The 18,019-nt window shown below is 60.7% G+C and carries 16 protein-coding genes; 7 read left to right on the top strand and 9 right to left on the bottom strand.

Annotated features, from left to right (window positions below):
* Nucleotides 1-86 precede the first annotated feature (86 nt).
* The 4 genes from HMPREF2999_RS03670 to dapE form a co-directional block, all read right to left on the bottom strand.
* A complete protein-coding gene (locus HMPREF2999_RS03670) occupies nt 87-464 on the bottom strand; it encodes a twin-arginine translocase TatA/TatE family subunit (protein ID WP_005505243.1) in 378 nt (125 codons plus the stop codon).
* Nucleotides 465-769: 305 nt separating this feature from the next.
* A complete protein-coding gene (locus HMPREF2999_RS03665; protein ID WP_070675773.1) occupies nt 770-2,128 on the bottom strand; it encodes a hypothetical protein in 1,359 nt (452 codons plus the stop codon).
* Nucleotides 2,129-2,133: 5 nt separating this feature from the next.
* The gene (locus tag HMPREF2999_RS03660; protein WP_070675968.1) at nt 2,134-2,514 is read right to left on the bottom strand and encodes a taurine ABC transporter substrate-binding protein; all 381 of its coding nucleotides are present in this window, start codon (nt 2,512-2,514) and stop codon (nt 2,134-2,136) included.
* A 104-nt stretch (nt 2,515-2,618) separates the two neighbouring features.
* Nucleotides 2,619-3,797 carry a succinyl-diaminopimelate desuccinylase gene (gene dapE, locus HMPREF2999_RS03655; RefSeq protein WP_070675775.1) on the bottom strand — a complete coding sequence of 393 codons (1,179 nt, stop codon included), beginning with the start codon at nt 3,795-3,797 and terminating at the stop codon, nt 2,619-2,621.
* A 101-nt stretch (nt 3,798-3,898) separates the two neighbouring features.
* Here dapE and dapD point away from each other — a divergent pair, with 101 nt between their 5' ends.
* From dapD to HMPREF2999_RS03620, 7 genes are all read left to right on the top strand, one after another.
* On the top strand, nt 3,899-4,864 hold the full coding sequence (dapD, locus tag HMPREF2999_RS03650) for a 2,3,4,5-tetrahydropyridine-2,6-dicarboxylate N-succinyltransferase (RefSeq protein WP_070675777.1): 966 nt from the start codon (nt 3,899-3,901) through the stop codon (nt 4,862-4,864).
* A 245-nt stretch (nt 4,865-5,109) separates the two neighbouring features.
* Complete coding sequence (locus HMPREF2999_RS03645) at nt 5,110-5,994, top strand: DUF4253 domain-containing protein (RefSeq protein WP_070675779.1); 885 nt, start codon at nt 5,110-5,112, stop codon at nt 5,992-5,994.
* A 225-nt stretch (nt 5,995-6,219) separates the two neighbouring features.
* Nucleotides 6,220-7,233 carry a UDP-glucose 4-epimerase GalE gene (gene galE / locus HMPREF2999_RS03640; protein ID WP_049354216.1) on the top strand — a complete coding sequence of 338 codons (1,014 nt, stop codon included), beginning with the start codon at nt 6,220-6,222 and terminating at the stop codon, nt 7,231-7,233.
* A 375-nt stretch (nt 7,234-7,608) separates the two neighbouring features.
* Complete coding sequence (locus tag HMPREF2999_RS03635) at nt 7,609-8,373, top strand: amino acid ABC transporter ATP-binding protein (protein WP_005505223.1); 765 nt, start codon at nt 7,609-7,611, stop codon at nt 8,371-8,373.
* Between the two features lie 15 nt (nt 8,374-8,388).
* Nucleotides 8,389-9,219, top strand: coding sequence for a glutamate ABC transporter substrate-binding protein (locus HMPREF2999_RS03630; RefSeq protein ID WP_005505221.1), 831 nt, complete (start codon nt 8,389-8,391; stop codon nt 9,217-9,219).
* Nucleotides 9,220-9,239: 20 nt separating this feature from the next.
* Complete coding sequence (locus tag HMPREF2999_RS03625) at nt 9,240-9,923, top strand: amino acid ABC transporter permease (protein ID WP_049327621.1); 684 nt, start codon at nt 9,240-9,242, stop codon at nt 9,921-9,923.
* Nucleotides 9,920-10,858: an amino acid ABC transporter permease gene (locus HMPREF2999_RS03620; RefSeq protein ID WP_070675781.1), complete on the top strand. Its 939-nt coding sequence runs from the start codon at nt 9,920-9,922 to the stop codon at nt 10,856-10,858. The genes HMPREF2999_RS03625 and HMPREF2999_RS03620 overlap by 4 nt, the downstream gene beginning before the upstream one ends.
* A 152-nt stretch (nt 10,859-11,010) precedes the next feature.
* Here HMPREF2999_RS03620 and dapC read toward each other — a convergent pair whose 3' ends face one another.
* The 5 genes from dapC to nudC form a co-directional block, all read right to left on the bottom strand.
* The gene (gene dapC / locus HMPREF2999_RS03615; RefSeq protein ID WP_070675783.1) at nt 11,011-12,150 is read right to left on the bottom strand and encodes a succinyldiaminopimelate transaminase; all 1,140 of its coding nucleotides are present in this window, start codon (nt 12,148-12,150) and stop codon (nt 11,011-11,013) included.
* Nucleotides 12,151-12,359: 209 nt separating this feature from the next.
* Nucleotides 12,360-12,680, bottom strand: a complete 321-nt coding sequence (gene fdxA / locus HMPREF2999_RS03610; protein ID WP_005505213.1) for a ferredoxin — start codon at nt 12,678-12,680, stop codon at nt 12,360-12,362.
* 498 nt (nt 12,681-13,178) lie between these two features.
* Nucleotides 13,179-14,528 carry a PIG-L family deacetylase gene (locus tag HMPREF2999_RS03605; protein ID WP_070697713.1) on the bottom strand — a complete coding sequence of 450 codons (1,350 nt, stop codon included), beginning with the start codon at nt 14,526-14,528 and terminating at the stop codon, nt 13,179-13,181.
* Between the two features lie 372 nt (nt 14,529-14,900).
* Nucleotides 14,901-16,811 (bottom strand): translational GTPase TypA, encoded by a 1,911-nt coding sequence (gene typA, locus HMPREF2999_RS03600; RefSeq protein ID WP_070675787.1) that lies wholly within the window; start codon nt 16,809-16,811, stop codon nt 14,901-14,903.
* A gap of 209 nt (nt 16,812-17,020) precedes the next feature.
* On the bottom strand, nt 17,021-17,971 hold the full coding sequence (gene nudC / locus HMPREF2999_RS03595; protein ID WP_246823066.1) for an NAD(+) diphosphatase: 951 nt from the start codon (nt 17,969-17,971) through the stop codon (nt 17,021-17,023).
* Nucleotides 17,972-18,019: the final 48 nt, after the last annotated feature.

Raw genomic sequence — 18,019 nt, 5'->3', positions numbered from 1 at the left:
CTAGCCGTCTAGAAGCTGACGGCAAAAGCTGAGAACAGAAAGAACCCCGCACCATCACGGTGCGGGGTTCTTATCTATTCAAAATCTTAGGTTGCGTCCACGTCGAAGGGGGCGTATGCGCCTCGCGGAAGAGCACGGCTCTCCGACTTTTCCTTCTCCTTCAGCAGCGCCTCTTCACGTTCCTTCGCCTCACGCTCACGCTCGGCGTCATCCTCAGCGAACGCCTGCTTCACAATCACGCGCGGATCGTACTGGCGGGGGTCGTACTGGCGCCAGTTAATATCTTCCAGACCCGTCTCGCCCAGGGCTTCCTTGAAGTCGTCCTTCGCGTCGAACGCCATGCGGCGCACGGTCTTGACGAATTCACGGATCTGTCGGGCGTATTCGGGCATGCGTTCGGGGCCAATCACCACAAACGTGATGATGGCCAAAATAATCAACTCGGTGCCACTAATACCAAACACAGAATATAGATTATCAGTTCCGAGCCAGCACCGCCGAACCCGCGGCGCTTTCTGGACGTGTCTTTAAGCTCTGGACAAGCAGAAGGCGTACGCTACCGCACCGCAGAGGGGCATTGCGCCCACGGCTAAGAACGCAAAAGACTGCCGGCAGCATACCGGCGGTCTCCAGTCACGATATTCGGTTTACGGTGGGTAGTCTCCACCGCCGGGTTAAAACGCTGCGGCTCCAACCGCAGGCCCGCCCGCCTCCCGAACGCAAAAGACTGCCGGCAGCACACCGGCGGTCTCCAGTCACGATATTCGGTTTACGGCGGGTAATCTCCACCGCCGGGGAGCTGCTTCCAATGCCACAGCCAGCCAACCCAGCCCCACTGCGCACACGCACCCGCCACCAACAACGCCCAACGATACGCCCGCGAACGGCTCGCCGCCGCCACCACAATCACCAGCGGAAACAACGGCAACAACAGACGGAACGTCGACGACTGCGGATTCAAAAACAGAATCAAATACGCAAAATAGCTCAGGCACCACAGGTTCAACGGAGCCGCCAAAACCCTACGCGCCAGAGGGCTCAAACACAGAGCAATAAAGCCCAAAATCAGCAGAGTCAGCAGCACCGGAGCCGCATACCCAAAGTACAGGTACCCCTGCGAAAGCCACGGCTGAATCGGCGCCAAATGGGTACCGCGCCACGCCGTCTCCGTGGCAGTGTACGCATCCACACGGCCCGTAGCCCACCACGCAATCGCAGGCCACACCAGCGCACACGCACACACCACCAAGGCGCTGACCAGCTGCCCCAGATGGCGCACAAACGCCGTGCCCATACCCGACTGGCGGCTCGAACGCACCCAGCACGCAAACCACCACAGGCCGGCAGCCGCGCCCAGGGGCACACCCACCGGGCGGGACAGGCACGCCAACGCCCCCACAGGAACCAGCAGGCCGTAGCGTCCCTGAACCAGGCACAGCAGCGCACCGGCAAGGAACACCAGGTTCAGCGACTCCGCGTACGGAACCTGAAGCACCGGCGCCACCGGCAAGAACGACACCAACGCCACAGCCCACATGGACAGGGCAGAAGGCGACTCCTCACTTGTGAACCCGGTTGCCTTCAACGACGCCTCAAACAGCAGGTAAATCACCCACGCCGCCGCGAAACCGGCGATCAGAGCAACCGTCGCCGCCACCGGGTAGTACCCGATGCCCGTCGCACGACTAATAGCACCGGAAAGCTGCGGGAAAATCGGGTAAAAAGCCCACTGATTCTGCTGAACCACACCCGCCGCATTCACCGGCAGCTCACTCGGGTAGCCCTGTACCGCAATCTGCTCATACCAGCCAGCATCCCAGATGCTAATGAACGACAAATAATCCAGATGCTGACCCCACGGGCTGCGCAGCTGCTGCTGACCGACCACGGCAAACACGATGAAGCCCCACACTCGGGACAGACCGTAAATCAGCAGTACCGACAGCCATGTGGGCAGGGCACGCAGACGCTCCCCCACCCGGTGCAGGCGCTCACCGGCGGCGGTGTACGCCCAGGTCAGAAGCTCATCAAAGGACTCGCTCCGTTCCTCGCCGGAGGCGGGGGTGGCGGCACCCTGCGCGGGAGAATACGCGGGGGAATCACTATTACGTTCAGGCGAAACACTCACGGGCGTTAGTTCCCCTCAGCCTGCGGGTTCTTTCGCTTCTCCACAAAGTCATGCGCGCTCAAGGTGCTCTCCGCATCATCAGCCAGCGGAACCGCACCGCGGCGAACCGGCTCAGCGGCAGCAACGTTAGCATCAGCAGATTCTGTAGCCGAAGCGGCAGCCTCCGCGGCGGGTGCATTCTCGAGTGCTTTGTCATCTTCGGGTGCACCGACGAGAGGAGCGATAAAGCCGAAATCCTCCACACGGTCAAAGGTGCCCAAACCGTCACGGCCCACGCCGCTGAAGAACGCGGCACCGGGCACGGCACGCTCACCGGAGAGCGCCACAACGGAGAGCACCGCAACGCCCGAAATCAGCAGGGCAAGCAGAATCAGAAGAAAGTTCATGTCCATCTCATATCATGCAGGACCGTCAACCCCTGACGGTCACCTAAATTCAAATAGTAGCGCCAGCACCGGCAGAATCAGCACCAACAGAGTTAGCGCCGCGGCTAGTCCTCATCGCGGTCGCTGAGCAGCCAGGCACGCAAATCGGCGTGGCAGCGGGTCAGCTGGCTAAAGCTCACGTGCTCGTTATCGGTGTGAGCCAGCAGAGCGTCACCGGGGCCGAAGTTCACCGCGGGAATACCGATCTCGCTCAGGCGCGCTACGTCCGTCCAACCGTACTTTGGCTGAGGCTCCTGCCCCACAGCCTCAATCAGGGAAGCCGCCAGCGGGGTGTCCAGTCCGGGGCGAGCCGCCGGGGAAAGATCCACAAAGTCCAGCTCGTATCCGGCGAAAACCTCACGCACGTGGGCGATAGCCTCATCCAGGGTCTTATCCGGGGCAAAACGGTAATTCACGTGCATTGCCGCCGCATCGGGAATCACGTTACCGGCAACACCACCCGAAATCTGCACCGCATTCAGACCCTCACGATAGTCCAGGCCCTCCACGGCGATAGTCTTCGGCTCATAGGAGGCGAGCGCAGCCAACGCCGGTGCCAGTGCGTGAATTGCGTTCTCGCCGCGCCACGCACGCCCCGAGTGGGCGGCGAGGCCGCGGGTGCGCACAAAGAAACGCATGGTGCCGTTGCAACCGCCCTCAATGGTGCCGTTGGTCGGTTCAAGCAGCACACCGAAGTCTGCGTCAGTGATGAGCTCGCCGTGGTTGCGGATCAGACGCGCCAGGCCGGAGAGTTCGCTGGCGACCTCTTCGTTGTCGTAGAAGATGTAGGTCAGGTTGTAGTCGGTGTCCTGCGCGGTCAGTTCGGCGGCGAGCTTCAACTGGACCGCCACGCCGCCCTTCATGTCGGTGGCGCCGCGGCCATAGAGCACGCTGTGGCCGTCCTCTTCACGTACCGTGGAAGGCACGGTGCCCAGCGAACCCTCAACGGTGGGCAGGGGCACGGTATCCAGGTGACCGGCAAGAATAATGCGGGTACGCTCCCCTTCCTCACCGAGCAGCGGCGGGAATTCGGTGCGGGCGATAATGGCGTCCCCGTCACGGGTCAGGTGCAGGTGCGGGCAGAACGACAGCGCCGTGTGCACGGCGTCGGCAATCGTTCGTTCATTACCAGAAACCGACTCGTAATCCAGCAGGGCACGCGTCAGCTCGGGCATGGACACGTCCAAGTTCAGGGGCGGCTGCGGTACAGGGTGACGCTCAGAAATATTCGGGGAAACGCTCATCCTTCCACCTTACAGGTTCCCCGGTACACACACCCGCGCCCACAACGCCCATATCGAGCATATGAGACGGTCTTGAATGTGTGCCAAGCCCCAAAACTATAATGGGAGGCATGTCTGAAAACACTCCCCGTTACGCCTCCGGCGTCGCACTGGTCAATGTTGTTGTCTCCGGCGAGCACGCCGGCACCGTCCTGGATGCATGGTTCCCCGCCCCCTCCCTCACCCAGACCCCCGATCTGTCCATCGCGGACGAGCTGGAGGACCTGGCCGCTGAGCACCCGGCGCGCAATGCCCGCACCGAGGTGCGTACCGCATCCATCAACCTGGATGAGGCACCCGAAGACGCGGTCGACGCGTACCTGCGTCTGCACCTGCTCTCCCACACCCTGGTTCGCCCGAACGAGCTGAACCTGGACGGCCTGTTCGGCACCCTGGCGAACGTTGCGTGGACCAACCACGGCCCGGTGCTTGCCGCCGAGTTCCAGAAGCTTGCGATTGGTCTGCGCAAGCTAGGTCACCTGAGCGTGAGCCACATTGATAAGTTCCCGCGCCTGGTGGATTACGTAGTTCCCGCCGGCGTGCGCATTGGTGACGGTGACCGCCTGCGCCTGGGCGCGCACCTGGCGTCCGGCACGACTGTGATGCACGAGGGCTTCGTGAACTTCAACGCCGGTACCCTGGGCACCTCCATGGTTGAGGGCCGTATTTCTCAGGGCGTTGTGGTGGGCGACGGCTCGGATGTTGGTGGCGGCGCCTCCACGATGGGTACCCTCTCCGGTGGCGGCACTCAGCGTGTGTCTATTGGTGAGCGTTCTCTGCTGGGTGCGGAGTCCGGTATCGGTATTGCCCTGGGTGATGACTGCGTGGTTGAGGCGGGCCTGTACGTGACCGCCGGTTCGCGTGTGAGTGTTTTGCTGCCCGGTCAGGAGGCGCGCGTGGTGAAGGCTGCGGAGCTGTCCGGTGTGTCGAATCTGCTGTTCCGCCGCAATTCGATCAGCGGCGCGATTGAGGTTCTGCCGCGTGCGAAGAACACCGTGGAGCTGAACGAGGCGCTGCACCTGAACTAGTCTGCACCTGGACTAGCGCTGGTTGCCTTTTGCAATCTTTTGGGGTCGGGATGTGTGAAGCATCCCGGCCCCTTTTCTGCGCCCGGTGTTCCCTCGTCCGCCGCTCTTACAGGCTGGGCGCGAATCCGCGGCGGCTACGATGACCGTTTTCAGGGCGTACGGCTCGGGCTTTCGCTAGGCTGGTAGTACCGGGTACAGCGTACCCGCCATGACTAACCACTTGTACAGTTCAGAGAGGAACTCAGATGCCTGAATCAACTAAGTCAGAGTCGACGATGAGCGAAACCTACCGGCACTTTACGCGCCTTTTCCCCTACCCGCACGAGCGTATTCCAATGGGCACTCCTGCCGCTGATGCCATGGCTCGTTACGATGAGCTGGCTAAGCTGGGGCGCGCGGAGGGGTTCGTCCCCTTCTGCCTGAACTTGAACGATACGGTGCTTGAAAGCATGGTTATCGCGGTGTCCCTTGAGCACGACATCATTGACGATGTTGAGACTCTGACCCCCGAGCAGGTGAGCGCCTACACTCGTGCTGTCCTGCAGCGTTACCGTACCGCCCGGGGTGCCGCCTCCGCAGAAGAGTACGGCAGCGCAGTCATTGCCCGGCAGCTGCGCCGGGTTGCCGACGACGGCGAAGAGACTCACGAGGACAACCTGGACGACTTCAACCTCAACAAGCTTGTCGACGAGTTTATGAGCTCCGATTTTCTGCCCGATGAGGAGCCCGAAGATGACGCCCCGACTCTTTCCGCCCTGCTCTGCTACGAGCTTTTGGATGAAGAAGAGAAAGGCGAGATGCTCCTGCTGCAGATTCCGACCGATGACCCCGCCGATATTCCCGCGTACCTGCCCTTCGGCGGCTGGAATGACTGCCCGGACGCTGAAACTCAGCTGGCGTTCACCCACTATTGGCGTGAAAAGTACGGTGCCATCCCGGCGGCTCTTGACGGTGCTGACTGCCTGGAGTTTCTGGTGGAACGCCCCGTCACCGACCCGGTCGAGGCGAAGAATCTGGCGGTCGAGCAGTTCGCGTTTTGTTCCGATCTTCCGTTCCAGGTGTTTGAGGATTTTGAGCAGCTGACGGAGTTTATTCACCAGAGCCGCCAGTGGTATTTCTGGTGGGATTAGAGGTCGACTCAGAAATCAGCTAATACGCGGATTCAGGCGCTGGGCAAAGGCGAGTGTCGACACACCTCAATAACGCCTCCCACGTGCTCACATCAGAGTGCACAAGCGCACAGTGTTCCGCAGTACTTACACCGCATGCACGGCTGTACCATTAGATACAGCTCAACAGCTTTTGTCCCCCATCCGGAGCACTTTTTCCGGATATATAAAGCCCGAAAGGACATCATGAAGGTACTCGTTACCGGCGGCGCCGGCTACATCGGCTCCCACACTGTACTTGAACTGCTCAAGGCAGGCCACGACGTCGTCGTCATGGATAACCTCGCGAACTCTTCCGAGGAGTCCCTCAAGCGCGTCGCTGAACTCGCTGGTCGCGCCCCCGAGTTCCACAAGGTTGACCTGCTCGACCTCGAAGGTATGAAGGCTCTCTTCAAGCAGGTTCGCCCCGACGCTGTGATTCACTTTGCGGGCCTGAAGGCTGTGGGCGAGTCCGCTGAGAAGCCGCTGTGGTACTACCAGACCAACGTGGCTGGCACCCTGAACCTGCTGTACGCAATGGACGAGGCTGACTGCCACTCCATCGTGTTCTCCTCCTCCGCTACCGTGTACGGTGAGCCCGAGTCCATGCCTCTGATCGAGAAGATGAACATGGACGCACAGTCCTGCTACGGCCGCACCAAGGAGCACATTGAGGACATGCTGGTCGATCTGGCTGCTTCCGATCCCAAGTGGAACATTGCTCTGCTGCGTTACTTCAACCCCGTTGGTGCGCACGAGTCCGGCCGTATCGGTGAGGACCCGGCGGGTATCCCGAACAACCTGGTGCCCTTCATCGCGCAGGTTGCTGTGGGTCGCCGCGATCACCTGAACGTGTTCGGTAACGACTACCCGACCGTTGACGGTACCGGCGTGCGTGACTACATCCACGTGGTTGACCTGGCTGATGGCCACCTGAAGGCGCTGAACTACATTGCTGAGCACGGCGGCCTGCACACCTGGAACCTGGGTACCGGTAACGGCTACTCGGTTCTGCAGGTTCTGCACGCGTTCGAGGAGGCGTGCGGTAAGGAGCTGCCGTACAAGATTGTGGATCGTCGCCCCGGTGACGTTGCGGTCTCTTACGCTGATCCTTCCTCTGCTCTGGCGGATCTGGGTTGGAGCGCTAGCCGCGACATTAAGACCATGGTTCGCGACCACTGGAACTGGCAGAAGAACAACCCCAACGGTTACGAAGCCTAAGCTGTTTTAGCCCTCTTGTGGGGGTGCTGAAGAGTGCCCGATAGGTGTTATCTCACCTATCGGGCACTTTTCTGCGCTTTTTTCGAAATTTTTACCAAGTCGTGACTACCTCCCCAAAGGCGTTTGACACCTCGTGAGTGCGTAGAGAAAGGGAAGAATATATTCCCTAGTCAGAGCCTTTTGTGAAGATGGGGTGTTTTTTACCTATATTTTTACGTCAAAAATACTATAACTATGCATTCATGCTTAAAAATTCACATTGCTTACCCAGTAAAGTGAATATTTTGCAGACAGGAAACCGCCTGAGGCGTAAGCTGAAAGCTCAGCATACAGACAACCCGCATCATAGACGCACCTCACGTGAAAGGGTTCAAAATGTCCGCACAGGCAGCTCCCGAAGCGCAGAAAAACCTCATCGAAATCGCCAACGTCAACAAGTACTACGGCACCAACCACGTTCTGAAGAACATCAATCTTTCCGTGGGAAAAGGTGAGGTCGTCGTCCTCCTCGGCCCCTCCGGTTCCGGCAAATCCACCCTCTGCCGAACCATCAACCGTCTCGAAACTATCACCAGCGGATCCATCACCATTGACGGGCAGGAACTACCCGAAGAAGGCCGCGCCCTCGCCAAGCTTCGCGCCGAAGTCGGCATGGTCTTCCAGTCCTACAACCTCTTCGCCCACAAGAACATTCTCGATAACGTAACCCTTGGACCCCGTCGAATCCGCAAAATGTCCAAGTCAGAGGCAGAAGCAGAAGCCATGAACCTGCTCGCGAAAGTCGGCGTGGATTCCCAAGTGCACAAGATGCCCGCAGAGCTTTCCGGCGGTCAGCAGCAGCGCGTCGCCATCGCCCGCGCACTCGCCATGAGACCTAAGGTCATGCTCTTCGACGAACCCACCAGCGCGCTCGACCCCGAAATGGTCAACGAAGTGCTCGACACCATGGTCTCCCTCGCGAGGGAGGGCATGACCATGATCGTGGTGACCCACGAAATGGGTTTTGCCCGCAAGGCAGCAGACCGCATCGTCTTCCTTGCCGACGGCGAGATCGTCGAAGAGGCGCACCCGGACGAGTTCTTCACCAACCCGAAGAGCGAGCGCGCCAAGGACTTCCTCTCCAAGATCATCAACCACTAAAGCAGAGGGACCAACATGCAAAAATATTCACGCAAGCTCGCGGCACTCGCCGCAGCAGCATCCCTCGCTCTGACCGGCGTCCTCTCCGGATGCTCCAGCGCAGACAGCGACCACAAGATCCGCATCGGCATCAAAGTAGACCAGCCCGGCCTCGGTTACCAGGACGGCAACACCTACACCGGCTTCGACGTGGAGGTGGCACGCTACGTCGCCGGCAAGCTCGGCTACTCCGAAGAGCAGATTGAGTTCGTCGAATCCCCCGCCGCTAACCGCGAAAACATGCTCAACACCGGTCAGGTAGACATGATTTTTGCGACCTACTCCATCTCTGAAAGCCGCAAGAAGACCGTGGACTTCGCCGGCCCCTACTACACGGCTGGTCAGGACCTGCTCGTGCGTGCCGATAACACCGATATTCACGGCCCGGACGACCTCAACGGCAAGAACCTCTGCTCCGTCACCGGCTCCACCAGCGCCCAGAAGGTGCAGGACAAGTTCGCCAAGAACGTGAACCTGGTCAAGCAGAACAGCTACTCCGACTGCGTGGTCGCCCTCAACGGCGGCGTGGTGGACGCCGTCACCACCGACGACATTACCCTCGCCGGTCTGGCAGCCACCAAGGCGAACAAGGGCAAGCTGAAAGTGGTCGGCTCCCCCTTCACGACCGAACGCTACGGCGTGGGTCTGCCCAAGGGCACCGACAAGTGCGAAGCCGTGAACAACGCCATCAACGAGATGGTTGCCGACGGTACCTGGGAGAAGCTCATCACCAAGTACACCGAAGGCACCGGCTACCACTACAACACCGAAACCAACCCGCCGCACCTGGGCACCTCCTGCGCCTAGGCCTCTAGAGAGGTTCACGAATGTCATTCTTTGACCAACTCGGCACCCTCCTGTCCAAGTACGATGTGGTTGGCGCCTTCATGACCAATATTCAGCTGACCTTCTGGGCGGCTCTTGGCTCGTTCGTTCTCGGTACTGTGCTGGCGCTCATGCGCATCAGTCCCGTCCCGTCCCTGCGCTGGGTGGGCACCGCCTATGTGCATACTGTCCGTAATACTCCGCTCACCATCATGATGACTTTCGCCATTTTGGGTGTGTGGACGCAGTTCCAGCTCTCCTTCTCGCACGATTTCGACACGAACTTCTTCGTGTACGCGGTCATTGCCCTGTCGATTTACCATTCGGCGTTTATCTGCGAGGCGATCCGTTCGGGTGTGAACACCGTGCCGAAGGGTCAGGCTGAGGCGGCGCGCGCTATCGGTCTGGGTTTCTTCGACACCGCCCGCCTAGTGATTTTCCCTCAGGCTCTACGCGGTGCCATTACCCCGCTCGGCAATACCCTGATTGCGTTGACGAAGAACAGCACTGTCGCCTCGGTCGCGTCGGTGGCTGAGGCCTCCGGGCTGATGAAATCCATGATTGAGTTCGACGCGAACATGGTGCTCGCTATCTTCATCATGTTTGCGATGGGCTTCGTCATCATTGTTGTTCCCATTGGTGCGTTGACCACCTGGTCATCCCGTAAGCTGGCGGTGAAGCGATGAAAAACCCTTTTATCAGTAATGACACCCGCGCCGCTTCTTCGGTGCTTTTCGACGAGCCGGGTCCTATTGCGCAGCGTCGTATCCGCATCTTCAACATTGCTGCGGTAGTCCTTTTCGCGCTATTTGCGGTGTATGTGCTGACCGTGATGGGTCAGAAGGGTCAGCTGGAGGCAGAAAAGTGGACTGACCTGTTCACCGCCCGCGCCTGGACTTCCTACTACCTGCCGGGCCTTGCCTCGACCCTGTCTGCGGCAGCGGTTTCGGTGGTTACCTCGGTTGCGTTCGGTGTGGTCTTCGGTATTGCTCGACTCTCCCAGTACCGCGTTATCCGCTGGTTCGGCACCGTGGTGGTGGAGTTCTTCCGCGCCGTGCCGGTGCTGATCATGATGATCTTCTTCTGGCTCTTTTTGGGCAAGTACAGCGGTCTTCCGCCTGCTCAGCTGCCCTTCATCGCCGTGGTCATTGGTCTGACCCTGTACAACGGTTCGGTGATTGCTGAGCTGCTGCGTTCGGGCGTGAAGCAGCTTCCTCGCGGCCAGGGCGAGGCGGGTCTTGCGATTGGTCTGACCCCGACCCAGACGCTGATTCGGATCCTGCTTCCGCAGGCGTTCACCGCGATGATGCCCTCGATGCTCAGCCAGTTCGTGGTGATTCTGAAGGACACCGCACTCGGTTACATCATCTCCTACCCGGAGCTGCTGGCCTCGGCGCGCCGTATCGGTTCCGGTGACGGCAACGTGCTGCAGACCCTGATTCTGGCGGCGGCACTCTTCGTGACGGTGAACTTCGTGCTGACGGCTGTAGCAACCGGCATTACGGACAGGCTGGCGTCGCGCACCTCCGCGAAGGTGACCCGAAACCTGATTCCGGATGCGTTGGATAACCCGAACCCGCCGACCGTTCAGATGTTCGTTCTGCCCGGCGACCGCAAGTAGCCCTTCTCGTTCTGGCTCCTCAGCCAACGACAATCAGCGGATACGGCAAAGCCCCCGCACTCCCCTTTCGGGAGGGTGCGGGGGCTTTCTGCTATGCGGGCTAGTTAGACCCGTCGGGGCTACATGCCTGTCGGGACTACTTAGCGGCAACGTTACTTAGATGCAGATGCCTTCAGACGCTCAGCAGCCTTCGCCACCGCCTCATCGGAGGCGGTCAGAGCGATACGCACGTAGCCTTCGCCGTCCTCGCCGTAGAACACGCCGGGGCCAGCAATAATACCCAGCTCCGCCAGGCGCCCAATCGAATCCCAGGTGGACTCACCGAAAGTGGTCCACAGGTACAGGCCAGCCTCAGAATTCTCAATGCGGCCACCGGCGGCGGCAATCGCCTCCTGCAGTACCTCGCGGCGGGCACGGTACAGGTCCTTCTGCGCCGCCACGTGCGCCTCATCAGCCAGCGCCACCATCATGGCAGCCTGCACGGGGGCGGGCACAATCATGCCGGCGTGCTTGCGGCTATTAATCAGGTTCGGCATCAGCTCGGGGGCACCGGCAATGAACGCGGCACGGTAACCGGCAAGGTTCGACTGCTTCGACAGCGAGTACACGGCAAACAGGCCGGTAAAATCACCATCGCACACGCGAGGATCCAGGATGGACGGCACCGCCTGACCGCCGCGCGCCTCATCCCAGGCACCCCAACCGAGCTCCGCATAGCACTCATCGGATGCCACCACGGCACCGATTTCACGCGCCTGCGACACAATCTCACGCAGCTGCTCCACGGTACGGACCGTGCCGTTCGGGTTCGCCGGGGAGTTCACCCAAATCAGCTTCACACGGCTGCGGGTGTCAGCGTCCAGCTCATCCAGGCTATCGGCGGGCACGGACTCAGCGCGGGCGAAGCGGGCACCCATATCGTAGGTGGGGTACGCAACGCGCGGGTACACGACCACATCGCCCGGGCCCAGACCCAGCAGGAACGGCAGCCACGCCACGAGTTCCTTCGAACCGACCGTGGGCATGATCGCCTCCGGGCTCAGACCGGTCACACCGCGGCGGCGCGCAAACCACTCAGCAATAGCCTCACGCAGGGCGGGGGTGCCGTGGGTGGTCGGGTAGCCGGGTGCGTCGGAGGCGGCAGCCAGCGCCTCACGAATGTTCTGCGGGGTCGGGTCGACCGGGGTGCCGATGGACAGGTCCACCGGACCGTCCGGGTGGGCGGCCGCGGTTGCGCGGTAGGGGGCGAGCGCCTCCCAGGGGTATTCGGGCAGGTTCAGGCCGTAAGTCATTGTGTCACCTGGTTGCTTGGGAATAGTTTTCGTCATTTTAGTCTAGCGTCCGTGCGCTGGCGTGCCTACAGCAAGAGCCTCCATTCCAGCGCCTAGACGGTGCGTGGGCACCGGGTGCTGTGATGGAGGCTCTTGGCACCCATTAGCGGGTGCGGTCAGTCTATGCGGTTGTCGCTATTATTCGCCGCAGGGTTTACTCGCCGCAGCTACTACTCACCACGAGGGGGCAGCGCCGCGATGAAGGGCACGTCCTTGCCGGTGGGGCCGAGCTTTGCTGCGCCGCCGGGGGAACCCAGGTCGTCGAAGAAGTCTGCGTTGGCGCTGACGTATTCGCTCCACTCTTCGGGGACGTCGTCTTCGTAGTAGATTGCTTCTACGGGGCAGACGGGCTCGCAGGCGCCGCAGTCCACGCACTCATCCGGGTGGATGTACAGGGTGCGTTCGCCTTCGTAGATGCAGTCGACGGGGCATTCTTCAACGCATGCGCGGTCTTTGACATCCACGCAGGGAAGCGCGATTACGTAGGTCATTGGTGTGCCTTTCTAGAAGCTGTTCGCCCCGTGCCCGCCGTTCTGCGGGTCGTCTGCTGCAGGGCAAAATCTACAGAGTAAACCGCCGAGTAGGTGGTACCCGGCGGGGAAGTCTGTGTATAGTCTATCGCGCGCCGAGTGTTTAACAGTATTTTCGTGGTGTATCAGACAGTGGGTCATTGGGTTTGTGGGGGTATTTTTTAGGCTAGGCTGACCTGGTATTTATTTGCATTACGACTAGTCGGCTGGCTTTCAAAAATAGATTAAGCCAAAAATGAAATCTTCGTCACATGAATTTTTTGATGAAGTCGCGACTATTTCCACCCCGCTAAATTCACCGAATAACGCATAAATTTTCTTCCCTATTTTCCGCTATCCGGACCTCTGTCCGGCGGGTGCAGAAGACAGCAACTGTGCCGCGCCCAAAACAGCAGGAGGGGCGCCCCGGCAGACAGGAACGCCCCTCCCCCACGTTATGACTTAGCGATAACCATCAGGCTACTTCTTAGCGCGAGCGCGCTGATGAGCCGCACGCGGCGAGAAATACTGTGCGTCCTTCACACGAGCGCGCGTGTACACGAGCATGCCCAGCATCGCCGCGACCGGGGCGCCGAACCACCACAGGGCGCCGTAGAAGCCAATCGCCGAATGGCCCGGGTTCACCAGCACGAACGGCGAATCGGGGCGACCATAACCGAGCATGTACACGGTCACGAACACGGCAACAGCCACGACAGCCGCCGCGTAGCCGCGGCGCAGCGACAGGGCGCACCACAGGGCGGTAAAGAACACCGTCAGGTACGCCACCAGCAAGCCGAGGGGCAGGGCGGTATCGCCCGCGTACACGACCCAGGCGTGGTAAATCGAGCCGGCGATACCGGCAAAAATACCCAGAATCGAGCCGGTCAGAACGCCCGCCACCAGACCAGCCTCCTGCGGCTTCGGGTGCACGGTCGCCGTCGGGTCACCGTCGAGCACACGGAAAGTCTCCACGGCAGAAATCTTCTGCGGCACCTTATTCGAATACTCAAAAGTCTTCTCGTCCACCACCGTGATCTGGGTGCGGTGCGCCTCCATCGCCTTGCGCTTGGCGGTGCCGTCACCGTAGATTGCCGCCTGCACGCGCTGATCAGCCGTATCGAACTCGCCCTCAATACCCCAGGTGAGAATCGGGCGGTCCTCGTCATCTTCAAGAATCTGCAGGGCGCGGTGCACAATCTCGTACACGCGCACGTGGTCGGGGTGGCCGTAACCGCCGTCCGAATCGTAGGTGACAAGAACATCCGGGTCGAGGGCGCGGATAGCGGCAACCAGAGCCTGAGCCTGCGGTTCCAGAGGCTGCGCGGTCAACGAATCCTCCGCCGCCACCGGGTTAGCGACGGGCTTACCCTCCGGGCCCCACGCCATGCCGGAGTCACGGTACAGCGGCAGCGCGCCCTCCGCGACAGCGGGTTCCTGACCCAGGAAGAATTGCTTCTTCACGCCGAGTGCCTTAATAGCGCCGGCAAGCTCACCGGTGCGATACTCACCCAGCGCCTCACCATTATCACGGCAGCCGGGCTTACCGACCTCCAGGTGGTGTAGCTCCTCGGGGATGACCTCACCCAACTCACCGCGGGTAGCGGTCAGCAGGTACACCTCCGCGCCCTTCTGCGCATAGTACGCCATGGTTGCGCCGGTCGAGGAGGTTTCGTCGTCCGGGTGTGCATGCACGAACAGGATGCGCGCCTTCTTCGCATCGTAGTTATTCGGTAGCAGGTCACGGCGGGAACCGGGAGTGATACGCTCACCCTGCGTGGGGTAGCTGGGGGTCGCAGAATCAGGATGAGTGTTCTCGGTTTCAGACACAGGCTTTCCCTCTCATACGCAGGGTTGGGTTTCTTGGACGGTCAAAGCGCGCCAGCAATTTACATCGTTAATCAGCAGACGTTGAGTAGCGGACGGGTGCCGCCACCGTGCAGGCGCATTATTTTATCTTACACACTCGCATGTACAGCGCGGGGTGTTCAGGCTTTTCGAAAGCAGTTTTAGGCAGAAAGCAAAAGCGCTCCGCTCTCCTTGTTCTTCTCTCCGCCCTACCCCTTCGGTACTTCCCGAACGTGCCTGAGGATTAAACAGAGCCGCCGCTACCTCCTCTTCAGAAGGTAGCGGCGGCTCTTACGCAACGACAGCACCCGCTACAGCAGGTGAGTCGCTAACGCGCTATCAGTTCGCGCTGTACTAGTTCGCGCGGGCGCGGCGGCGGAACTCGCGGACACGCTCGTTGGAGTCCAGGATGACCTTACGGATACGAATCGCCTCGGGGGTCACCTCAACGCACTCGTCCTCGCGGGCGAATTCGAGGGATTCCTCGAGGGTCAGCTTCTTCGGCGGGGTCAGGTTTTCGAAGTTGTCCGCAGTCGAAGAACGCATGTTGGTCAGCTTCTTTTCCTTGGTGATGTTAACTTCCATGTCGTCTGCACGGGAGTTCATACCAACGATCATGCCCTCGTACACCTCAGAGGTGGGCTCCACGAAGAAGGTGCCACGCTCCTGCAGGTTAATCATCGCGTAGGGGGTCACCACGCCGGCACGGTCAGCAATCAGCGAACCGTTGGTGCGGTACTCAATCTCGCCAGCCCAAGGCTCGTGCTCAATCGAGTAGGAGGAAGAAATACCGGCACCGCGGGTCTCAGTCAGGAACTGAGTACGGAAACCAATCAGACCACGTGCGGGAACAGCGAACTCCATACGGACCCAACCGGTACCGTGGTTCGACATGTTCTCCATACGACCCTTACGTGCAGCCATCAGCTGGGTGACAGCACCCAGGTGCTCCTCGGGCACGTCAATAATCATGTGCTCCATGGGCTCGTAGACCTTGCCGTCGATGGTCTTGGTAACCACCTGGGGCTTACCCACGGTCAGCTCGAAGCCTTCGCGGCGCATCTGCTCCACGAGGATAGCCAGGGCGAGCTCGCCACGACCCTGAACTTCCCACGCGTCCGGACGCTGGGTGGGCAGAACCTTGATGGACACGTTACCGATCAGCTCGCGGTCCAGGCGGTCCTTCACCTGACGTGCGGTGACCTTTGCGCCCTTGACGCGGCCAGCCAGCGGGGAGGTGTTAATACCGATGGTCATGGAGATCGCGGGATCGTCCACCTTGATCAGCGGCAGGGGCTTGGGGTTCTCAGCGTCGGTGAGGGTTTCACCAATGGTGATGTCCTCGATACCTGCCACTGCGACGATTTCGCCGGGGCCAGCGGACTCTGCGGGAACACGCTCAAGAGCCTTGGTAGCCAGCAGCTCGGAGATGCGGACGTTCTTGATTTCACCGTCGTGACGTGCCCACGCAACGGTCTGGCCCTTCTTCAGGGTGCCGTTGAAGATACGGACCAGTGCCAGACGACCCAGGAACGGGGAGGAGTCCAGGTTGGTCACGTGTGCCTGCAGAACCTCGTCCGGGTTGTAGGTGGGGGCGGGTACGTGCTCGATGATGGTCTTGAACAGCGGCTCCAGGTCGCCGTTGTCGGGCAGCTGGCCGTCTGCGGGCTGGTTCAGGGATGCAGCGCCAGCCTTACCGGATGCGTACACCACCGGAACGTTCAGCACAGCGTCCAGATCCAGGTCCGGAACCTCGTCCGCCAGGTCGGATGCCAGGCCGAGCAACAGGTCCATGGACTCGCCAACAACCTCGTCGATACGGGAGTCGGGGCGGTCAACCTTGTTCACCACGAGGATCACGGGCAGCTTAGCAGCCAGTGCCTTACGCAGCACGAAGCGGGTCTGGGGCAGCGGACCTTCGGATGCGTCCACGAGCAGCACAACGCCGTCAACCATGGACAGGCCGCGCTCCACCTCGCCACCGAAGTCGGCGTGGCCGGGGGTGTCAATAACGTTAATGGTGATGGTCTCACCGTTGGCGGAAGGGCCGTTGTAGAACACGGTGGTGTTCTTCGCCAGAATGGTGATGCCCTTTTCCTTTTCGAGGTCGCCGGAGTCCATGACTCGGTCTTCAACATCTGCGTGGGCAGAGAAGGCGTGGGTCTGCTGCAGCATCGCGTCGACGATGGTGGTCTTGCCGTGGTCAACGTGTGCCACGATGGCCACATTGCGAAGGTCGGGGCGCGAAGCGGTGTTTTCAGACATGCGTTAAGTTTCTCGCTTAAATCTAGGGGATAGTCTTGCCAGCGGGTGCGCTCTAGAAGGCGCGGGGGTCACGGGGCAGTACCTTCAGATAGGTATCTGGGGGTGTTTGCCGGTTGAAGTGTTTGCCGGTGAAGCCGCTCTGCAATGAGAGCGTTTCCGGGCACGCCAAAAACGACCCCCCTCCGTTGGGCTTAGCTACCAGTGTATCACTAGGGCTTTTCTGCGAGCCACTCATCAATCATGCGGCGGGCGACAGCGTTCGTGCCGGGCAGCTCCAGCTTGGCGGGGTCATCCTCGTCGCTGTTGCCGCGCTCTTCCGAAATAGCAATCGCCTCACGCAACTCGGGGGCGGTGAACCAGCGGGCGGCACGAATCTCACCGTCGTGATGGATGATGGGTTCGTTCTCATCCACGCGCGCCCGGTAGCAAATCATGAGCGAGCGCGGGAAAGGCCACACATCACTCATGCGGTACTCGGTGCTCAGGGTGTGCAGGCCGGTCTCCTCGTAGACTTCGCGAGCGATTGCCTCTTCGAGGTTCTCGCCAGGGTCAACGAAACCGGCAATGAGGGCGAAGCGGTTGGGGTGCCACTGGCGGTTATTCGCCAGCAGTACGCGCTCGCCGTCGCGGCTGGTCACCAGCGCCATCACGGCGGGTTCGATGCGGGGGAACACCATCTCACCGGAGGCGGTGCGGCGGATGCCCTTGGAGCCGAGGGGCGCCTCCTCGCCACTGTATGCGGAGTAGCGCATATCGATGAGGTAGTCGCGGCGTGCCAGGGCGGTGGCGTAGTGGGCGCGGCCTTCCGGGTCCTCGTGGACCGGGTAGTAGCGGAAACCGCTCGTGGAGGCGTGCACCCGAGGGTCGTTCAGGTCGGCGGCGACCTGCGCGAGGGTTTCATCCTCGCAGTAGAGCACGTGCACCTCTGCCTCACTATTCTTCTGGGTGTCAGCACCGTAGGCGGCGGGGCGAATCACGCTGCGCGCAAGGATAGCATCTTCGGTCAGCGGCTCGGCAGTACCGATACCGGTCAGGTAGTGCAGGGTTCCGTCATCGTTGAGGAGGGTTTCCCCTTCGCGGGAGATGAGCAGGTAGCGCGGTGCGTGAGTGTCAGCGGGTGTGTGAGTGTCAGCGGGTGTGTGTTCAGGTGAAGAAGTCATAGGTTTTACTCTACATCTTGATGTTGCAAGGCCCACAACAGCGTGCCA

The organism is Rothia sp. HMSC066H02, from assembly GCF_001814995.1.
Lineage (GTDB): Bacteria > Actinomycetota > Actinomycetes > Actinomycetales > Micrococcaceae > Rothia > Rothia mucilaginosa.
The sequence above is the reverse complement of the archived record's forward strand: the minus strand, read 5'-3'. Positions and strand labels throughout refer to the sequence as shown.